At 61.4% G+C, this 7,103-nt stretch carries 7 protein-coding genes and 1 pseudogene; all 8 read left to right on the top strand.

The features are described from left to right. The first annotated feature begins 20 nt into the window (after nucleotides 1–20). The 8 genes and pseudogenes from LXN00_RS10365 (at nucleotide 21) to LXN00_RS10400 (ending at nucleotide 7,066) form a co-directional block, all read left to right on the top strand. Nucleotides 21–1,244: a sugar ABC transporter permease gene (locus LXN00_RS10365; protein WP_234507963.1), complete on the top strand. Its 1,224-nt coding sequence runs from the start codon at nucleotides 21–23 to the stop codon at nucleotides 1,242–1,244. Further along, on the top strand, nucleotides 1,241–1,990 hold the full coding sequence (locus LXN00_RS10370; RefSeq protein ID WP_234507965.1) for an ATP-binding cassette domain-containing protein: 750 nt from the start codon (nucleotides 1,241–1,243) through the stop codon (nucleotides 1,988–1,990). The genes LXN00_RS10365 and LXN00_RS10370 overlap by 4 nt, the downstream gene beginning before the upstream one ends. A gap of 28 nt (nucleotides 1,991–2,018) precedes the next feature. Further along, nucleotides 2,019–2,192: pseudogene (locus LXN00_RS12745) on the top strand (winged helix-turn-helix domain-containing protein); the annotation flags it as partial. A gap of 84 nt (nucleotides 2,193–2,276) precedes the next feature. After that, nucleotides 2,277–3,140: an ROK family protein gene (locus LXN00_RS10380; RefSeq protein ID WP_234507986.1), complete on the top strand. Its 864-nt coding sequence runs from the start codon at nucleotides 2,277–2,279 to the stop codon at nucleotides 3,138–3,140. After that, the gene (xylA, locus tag LXN00_RS10385; protein ID WP_234507967.1) at nucleotides 3,141–4,304 is read left to right on the top strand and encodes a xylose isomerase; all 1,164 of its coding nucleotides are present in this window, start codon (nucleotides 3,141–3,143) and stop codon (nucleotides 4,302–4,304) included. Continuing rightward, entirely contained in the window at nucleotides 4,301–5,767 is a 1,467-nt protein-coding gene (gene xylB / locus LXN00_RS10390; RefSeq protein ID WP_234507969.1) for a xylulokinase, read from the top strand. The genes xylA and xylB overlap by 4 nt, the downstream gene beginning before the upstream one ends. Continuing rightward, a complete protein-coding gene (locus LXN00_RS10395; protein WP_326491140.1) occupies nucleotides 5,768–6,769 on the top strand; it encodes a M24 family metallopeptidase in 1,002 nt (333 codons plus the stop codon). An 84-nt stretch (nucleotides 6,770–6,853) separates the two neighbouring features. Continuing rightward, a complete protein-coding gene (locus LXN00_RS10400) occupies nucleotides 6,854–7,066 on the top strand; it encodes a hypothetical protein (RefSeq protein WP_234507973.1) in 213 nt (70 codons plus the stop codon). The last annotated feature ends 37 nt before the right edge of the window (nucleotides 7,067–7,103 follow it).

Consider the following 7,103-nt stretch of genomic DNA (forward strand, 5'->3'; position numbering starts at 1 on the left):
GAGCCCCTTTTGGAGGAGCCATGAACGCCATGTACCCTTCAGATAAGGTAGGGAAAAGTCCCCGTGCCGACATGGGCACATACTCGCAAAATGCCTTCCTTCTTTTCGTTCTAGGACTTCTCTGGATTGTCTTTCATCTAATGACCTTGGGCCAACCGGGCAAGTTTCTATCCCCCCAAAACCTTTGGAACCTTTCCGTACAAACCGCCGTGGTAGCCATCTTGGTAGGGGGAATGGTCCTGGTCATTGTGGCCCGGCAGATTGACCTTAGCGTGGGATCGCTTTTGGGTTTCACCGGGATGGCCATGGCTCTTTTGCAAGCGGTCCCGCCCATTGGCCAAGGATGGCCCTGGCCCCTAGCCCTTTTGGTGGGCCTGCTCCTGGGGGCTGGGGCGGGCCTTTTACAAGGGTATCTGATCGCCTATCTTGGGGCTCCTTCCTTTATCGTTACCATGGCTGGGCTCCTTGTTTTCCGTAATGCTGCCTACTTGATTGCCGAAGGTCGGACCGTAGGCCCTCTTCAGGACGAGTTTCTGATTCTGGGCGGGGGACTCCAAGGTTCGATCGGGCCTTTTTGGTCTACGGTGGTTACCCTTCTGGCCTTGGCCTACACCCTCTGGGCTGTATGGCGTGGCCGGTGGCTTCGGCAACGCCATGGTCTTTCCGTGCGCCCCCTTTGGGTGGACCTCGCTGTAACCCTCTTCCTGGGTTTGGTTTTTGGGAGCTTTCTCTGGGTCATGAACAGTTTTCCTCACCCTGTTACGGGCCAAGGCCGGGGGATCCCTGTGCCCGTACTCATTGCCCTTGGTGTCCTCGTGCTTCTCCATTGGGTATCCCAGCGCACGCGTTTTGGCAGGTATGTGTACGCTATCGGCGGCAATCCTGAGGCGGCCCTGTTAGCGGGCATTCCTGTTCGCCGTGTCCAAGTTCTGGTGTTTGGTCTAATGGGCTTCCTCGCCGCCCTGGCTGGGGCAGTGCAAGCGGCACGACTTGCCTTTGTGCCCACGGGCATGGGCACGCTGCTGGAGCTGTACGTGATAGCTGCTGCTGTGGTGGGAGGTACTTCGTTGGCTGGGGGAAGCGGAACCATTCTTGGGGCGGCGCTGGGGGCCTTGATCATGTCTAGTCTGCAAAACGGTTTGGTGTTAATGGGCGTCCCTACAGAGTGGCAGAACCTAATCCTAGGTGTGGTCTTGGTGGTGGCTGCCGTGTGGAACGCTAGGTTTCACCGGAGGCGGACATGAGCCTACCGCTGTTGCGCGCGGAAAACGTATCCCTACGTTTTGGTGGGCTGCAAGCTTTGGACAGGGTATCCTTTGATCTCCACGAGGGCGAGGTTCATAGCTTGGTGGGGCACAATGGGGCGGGAAAGACCACCTTCATCCGGGTCTTAGCGGGGGTTTACACCCCACAGGAAGGGAGGATCCTCCTGCGGACTGGGGGCGGGCTCGAGGAGGTGCGCTTTACCTCCCCAAGAGATGCGCAGCGTTTTGGCATTGAAACCATTCATCAGAACCTGGCCTTGGCTGATAATTTGGATGCAGTAGCCAACGTTTTTTTGGGTCGGGAACGCGTTCGGCATCTTTCTCTGGATGAGGAATTCATGGAGACGGAGGCGAGAAGGGTATTGGAGCGGGTAGGAGCGAGGCTACCTTCCCTCAGGGTCCCGGTGCACCGCCTCTCGGGGGGCCAGCGCCAAGCGGTGGCCATTGCCCGGGCCCTACTCTTCCGGGCAAAGGTCCTGATCATGGATGAGCCCACCGCCGCCCTTGGCCCGGGGGAAACGGCTCGGGTCAAAGCGCTCATCCGCGCTCTCCGCGAGGAGGGTCTGGGTATTGTCCTCATTAGTCACGATCTCCACGACGTCTTTGACCTAAGCGACCGGATTACGGTGATGAAGGGAGGCAGGGTGGTGGGAACGGTGCGGGCCTGCGAGAGCACCCAGGAGGAGGTGTTGGGGATGATTTTGGCTGGAGAGCCCAAGAGGTAGGCAGGGATTTGGGAAAATGCGGACCAGTATGCCTAACGCTTCCGAAATCCCCAAAGGCGGTACCCGGCAGCTTCGTCGTTGGCACAAGGCTAGGATTCTGGACCTGTTGCGTAAGCAACCCGGGCTTTCTCGGAGCGACCTAGCCAGACACCTAGAGCTCTCTCCCTCAGCCGTTACGGAGGCCGTGGCCGAGCTTCTAGAAGAGGGCCTCCTCTTGGAACGGCCCCTCCCTCCCCAGGGCCAGGGCCGGCCTTCCATCGCCCTCGAGGTAGAGGGCGAAAGGAACGTGGTCCTTGCCTGGGAAATAGATGTGGACCGGATGGCGGTGGCCCTTATGAGCCTAGCGGGGGACGTGCGGGTAAAGACGGTCCTGCCCCCGGCGCCGAGGGACCCTCAAGAGGCGCTAGCCCTTTTGGCGGCAACCACGTACCCCTTGCTTTCGGGCAGGCGGGTTCTCGGCGTAGGCGTCGCTGTGCCGGGCCTTGTGGAACCCGAAGAAGGTCACTTGACCCTAGCACCCAACCTGGGCTGGCAAGACCTGGCCTTGGGGGAGATGGCACAGAAGGCTCTGGCAAGCTTGGGGCTTGCAGAAGTTCCTCTCATAGTGGAAAACGAGGCGAATGCCGCAGCGTACGGCCTTTATGCCTTGGGGGGGTGGGAGGTAGGCCACTGCGTGTACCTGAACCTGGGCGTAGGCGTGGGAGGCGGCGTCGTGGTAGACCGGAAGGTTTACCACGGGGCCCGTTTTCACGCAGGTGAGGTGGGCCATATTCCCCTGAACCCCGATGGGCCTTCCTGTGGTTGTGGCAAACAAGGATGCGCCGAAGTCTATTTGAGCTTTCGCCGGTGGAACGCGAACGCCTCCAAGGAACTTCTGGCGGAGATAGGGGACAAGCTGGCGCACCTTTGCGCCATCGTGTTGAGCACGCTAGATCCGAACCTCATCGTGCTAGGAGGACCTTTGGTGGGGGCCACAGGGGAGGAGCTTCTTCGCGAGGTTCGTCAAAGGCTCCCTAAATACGCCTTGCGGGTTCACTCTCCTGAGCAAGTTGTTCTTTCCCCTTTTGGGCGGGAAGCCGCTCTTCTGGGGGCAGGCGCTTTGGCTGCTGCCCAGTTCATAGATCAAATGGCTTTTGTGGAGGTGGTTTAGATGTACGAGCCTAAACCGGAGCACAAGTTCACATTTGGACTTTGGACGGTGGGTAATGTGGGCCGGGATCCCTTTGGGGATGCGGTTCGGGAAAAGCTTGATCCAGTTTACGTCGTGCAGAAGTTGGCGGAGCTTGGGGCTTATGGGGTGAACCTGCACGACGAGGACCTCGTCCCCAGGGATACGCCGCCTCGGGAGCGGGACCAAATCCTTCGTCGGTTTAGGAAAGCCCTTGAGGAAACCGGTCTCCGGGTCCCCATGGTTACCGCAAACCTCTTTTCCGACCCTGCCTTCAAGGACGGTGCCTTTACGAGCCCAGACCCATGGGTCCGGGCCTATGCGCTTCGCAAGAGCTTGGAAACGATGGACTTAGGCGCGGAGTTAGGAGCGGAGATCTACGTGGTTTGGCCCGGGAGGGAGGGAGCGGAGGTAGAAGCTACGGGCAAAAGCCGTCATGTGTGGGAGTGGATGCGGGAGGCGCTCAACTACATGGCTGCTTACGCCAAGGACCAAGGTTATGGGTACCGCTTCGCTTTGGAACCAAAGCCCAACGAACCTAGGGGCGACATCTATTTCGCCACGGTGGGAAGCCTTCTGGCCTTTATCTACACCCTCGAGGACCCTGACCGCTTTGGCCTCAACCCCGAGTTTGCGCACGAAACCATGGCAGGGCTAAACTTCGTCCACGCAGTGGCTCAGGTCCTGGAGGTGGGTAAGCTTTTCCATATAGACCTTAACGATCAGAGGATGAGCCGGTTTGACCAGGACCTCCGCTTCGGCGCAGAAAACCTGAAAGCTGCCTTCTTCTTGGTAGACCTCCTGGAGCACTCCGGCTACCAGGGTCCCCGCCATTTTGACGCCCATGCCCTGAGGACAGAGGATGAAGAAGGGGTTTGGGAATTTGCCCGGGGATGCATGCGTACGTATTTGATCCTAAAGGAGAAGGCCCAGGCCTTCCGGCAGGACCCCGAGGTTCAAGCCTTGCTTGCGGAGTATTACCGGGCGGACAAGGAAGCCTTGGCCCTTCTTGGCTCCTATAGCCGGGAAAAGGCGGAGGCCTTGAAGCGTGCGGATATTCCCTTGGAAGGGGTGCGGCGAAGGGGATACGCGTTGGAGCGGTTGGACCAACTTGCGGTGGAACACCTTCTCGGGGTACGCGGATGAAGGCGGTTGTGGGGCTGGACTTGGGTACCAGCGGGCTGAAGGGGGTGATTCTGGACGAGAGGGGCCAAAAGCTGGCCGATGCCCGGGCCAGCTATCCCCTGCATGTTCCCCAACCGGGTTGGACCGAGCAGGATCCCCGCGATTGGGCGAAGGCCTTGAGGGAGGTCCTCGAGGCCCTCACGTCCAGGCTCCCCCAAGTAGAGGTGGTGGCTATCGGTCTTTCTGGGCAGATGCATGGGGCCGTGTTCCTTGACCGGGAGGGGGAGCCAATACTTCCGGCTCCTCTTTGGAATGACCAGCGCACGGCGGAGGAGGCCAAGTGGATAGAGGAGGTGATCCCTCGTCCCGAGCTGATCCGGCGCACGGGCAATCCGGCTATCACCGGTTTCCAACTCCCCAAGATTGTTTGGCTTAAGCGTAAGCGTCCCGACTTGTTTCGGCGGGTCTATAAGGTGTTATTGCCCAAAGACTACCTGGGTTTCCTCCTTACCGGGAACTGGGCCACGGAATACTCCGACGCTTCCGGCACCGGGGCCATGGCGATCCGGGAACGGGTTTGGGACGAAGAGCTGCTTAGGGCGCTTGGGCTAGCCGTTTCCCTTCTCCCCGACCTTGGGGAAAGCCACCGCGTGGTGGGAGGGCTCCGGCCGGAGTGGGCTCGAGCGGTTGGTCTCAGGACAGGTACCCCCGTGGTGGCGGGAGCCGGGGACAACGCCGCCGCTGCCATTGGGCTAGGGGTTTCCCGCTATCGGCCGGGCACCGGTAGCGTTTCCTTGGGCACGAGTGGGGTCATCTTCCTTCCCATTGAAGCGCCTTTGCCCGATCCTGAGGGACGGATCCACCTTTTTTGCCACGCTGACGGTGCCTACCACCTTCTAGGGGTAACCCTGAGCGCCGCGGGGAGCTTGGAATGGCTTCGCCGACTTTTCCCCGAGGTTTCGCTAAAGGAGCTCCTTGCGGAGGCGGAGAAGGTTCCTTTGGGAGCGCAGGGGCTTTACTTTCTCCCGTTCTTGGCGGGAGAGCGGAGCCCCTATTTGGAGCCGGCGTTGCGGGGCGCTTTCTTGGGTCTTTCCTTGGTGCATGAACGCGGCCATTTGGTGCGGGCGGTCCTGGAAGGGGTGGCCCTAAGCTTAGGGGTTGTTTATGAGGTAATGCGTTCCTTGTCGCAAGCCGAAGCGTTTCTGGTCACCGGCGGAGGTTCGGCCTCTAGCCTTTGGCTAAGCCTCTTGGGAGGAGCTCTACAGGTTCCCCTTTACCAGGTTGTGGGCGAGGAAGGAGCTGCCCGGGGAGCGGCCATCCTGGCTATGGTAGGGGGAGGGGTGTACCCGGACCTCGAGGCCGCCCTTCAGGCAACCCGGTTGCCGGAGGTAGCGGTAACCGAGGTAGATCCAGGCGTTCGCCAGCTTCTTCCAGAATACGAGGCCTGGGTGTCCATGCTTCTGGAACGTTATCGGAGGTCCTAAGTGCTTGGCGAAAATCTAAATAGGCTCCGGCTTTGGATGCGAACCCAGGGGTTCTCCCGCTTCTACGTCGCCCGCCCTGAGAACTTCGCCTGGCTCACCGGGGGTAGCAACACCCTGGGGTTCGGGGAGGGGGTGGCGTACTTGGAAATCGGGGAAGAGCTTCTCCTTCACACGAGCCGCATAGAACACCCCCGGATGGCGGAGGAGGAGGTCCCCGGGCTTCCCGTGCGAGTGCACCCGTGGTACGCCTTCCCGCCCCCGGGTAGCCCGAACGACCTCGAGCACGACCTCACGTTCCTCCGGCTCACCCTCTCCAAGAAGGCGCAGGAGGCCTTTCACCGCCTGGGAAAGGAGGCGGCGGAGGCGGTGGGGGAGGTGGTCCGGGGGGCAAAGCCCACTTGGAGAGAGCGGGAGCTAGCGGGGGCCTTAGCCGAGGCCCTCTGGGGACGAGGAATCCGCCCGCAACTCCTCCTGGTGGCGGGGGAGGAGCGGCTTTTTCGGCACCGCCACCCCCTGCCTAAGGACCGGCCCCTGGGGCGGAGCTTCATGGCGGTGGTTTGCGCCGAGCGGGGAGGTCTCGTTGCCAACCTCACGCGGATGGTCAACCTGGGGGACGGGGAGGTGGAGGCCCGCTACCGCAAGGTTTTGGAGGTGGAAGAGGCGGCCTTGGACGCTTCCCGGCCGGGGGCCAAGCTGGGGGAGGTTTTCGCTGCCCTCCAAGCGGCCTACGAGCGGGTGGGCTTTCCTGGGGCCTGGGAGGAGCACCACCAAGGGGGCGTGGGCGGGTACCGGTCCCGGGAGGCCATCGCCGTGCCGGGCCACCCTTTGACCCTGGAGGAGGGGATGGCCTTGGCCTGGAACCCGAGCCTTGCTGGGGCCAAGGTGGAGGACACCTTTCTCCTGACTGGGGAGGGGCTTCTCAACCTGACGGAGGATCCCCGTTGGCCCACGGTGCGGGTGGGGGGCAGGGCCAGGCCTGACCTTTGGCGGGGAGATGGGTGAGGCCCGAGAGGGGCATCGGGTGTTCTCAGCGCAACCCGTGGACCACGCCCCCAGTAGGTAGGGGCCAAAGTTCCCGGCTCGGAGGTGGTCACCCTCTCCCGCACCCAGATCCTCACCGCCCTCAACAAGCGGGAAAACTGGTACCTGGTGGTGGTGGAAACGGATGGGCAGAGGGCCTTGCGCATCCACTACGTCCCTCCCTTCATGGGTGAGCCCGACTTCGCCGCCACCAGCGTCTCCTACGACCTCAAGCAGGTCCTGGATCGGGCGGTGCGGGTGGTGGAGGTGGCGAAATGATACGCCCGTATAGCAGGCTCCGAGCTTGTTATACAAA

The organism is Thermus brockianus (assembly GCF_021462505.1).
GTDB classification, from domain to species: Bacteria; Deinococcota; Deinococci; order Deinococcales; family Thermaceae; genus Thermus; species Thermus hydrothermalis.

Bases quoted from the DNA above. Each gene is read 5' to 3' on its own strand.
- LXN00_RS10370 (WP_234507965.1), top strand. From the start codon at position 1,241: ATGAGCCTACCGCTGTTGCGCGCGGAAAACGTATCCCTACGTTTTGGT.
- xylA (WP_234507967.1), top strand. From the start codon at position 3,141: ATGTACGAGCCTAAACCGGAGCACAAGTTCACATTTGGACTTTGGACG.
- xylB (WP_234507969.1), top strand. From the start codon at position 4,301: ATGAAGGCGGTTGTGGGGCTGGACTTGGGTACCAGCGGGCTGAAGGGG.
- LXN00_RS10365 (WP_234507963.1), top strand. From the start codon at position 21: ATGAACGCCATGTACCCTTCAGATAAGGTAGGGAAAAGTCCCCGTGCC.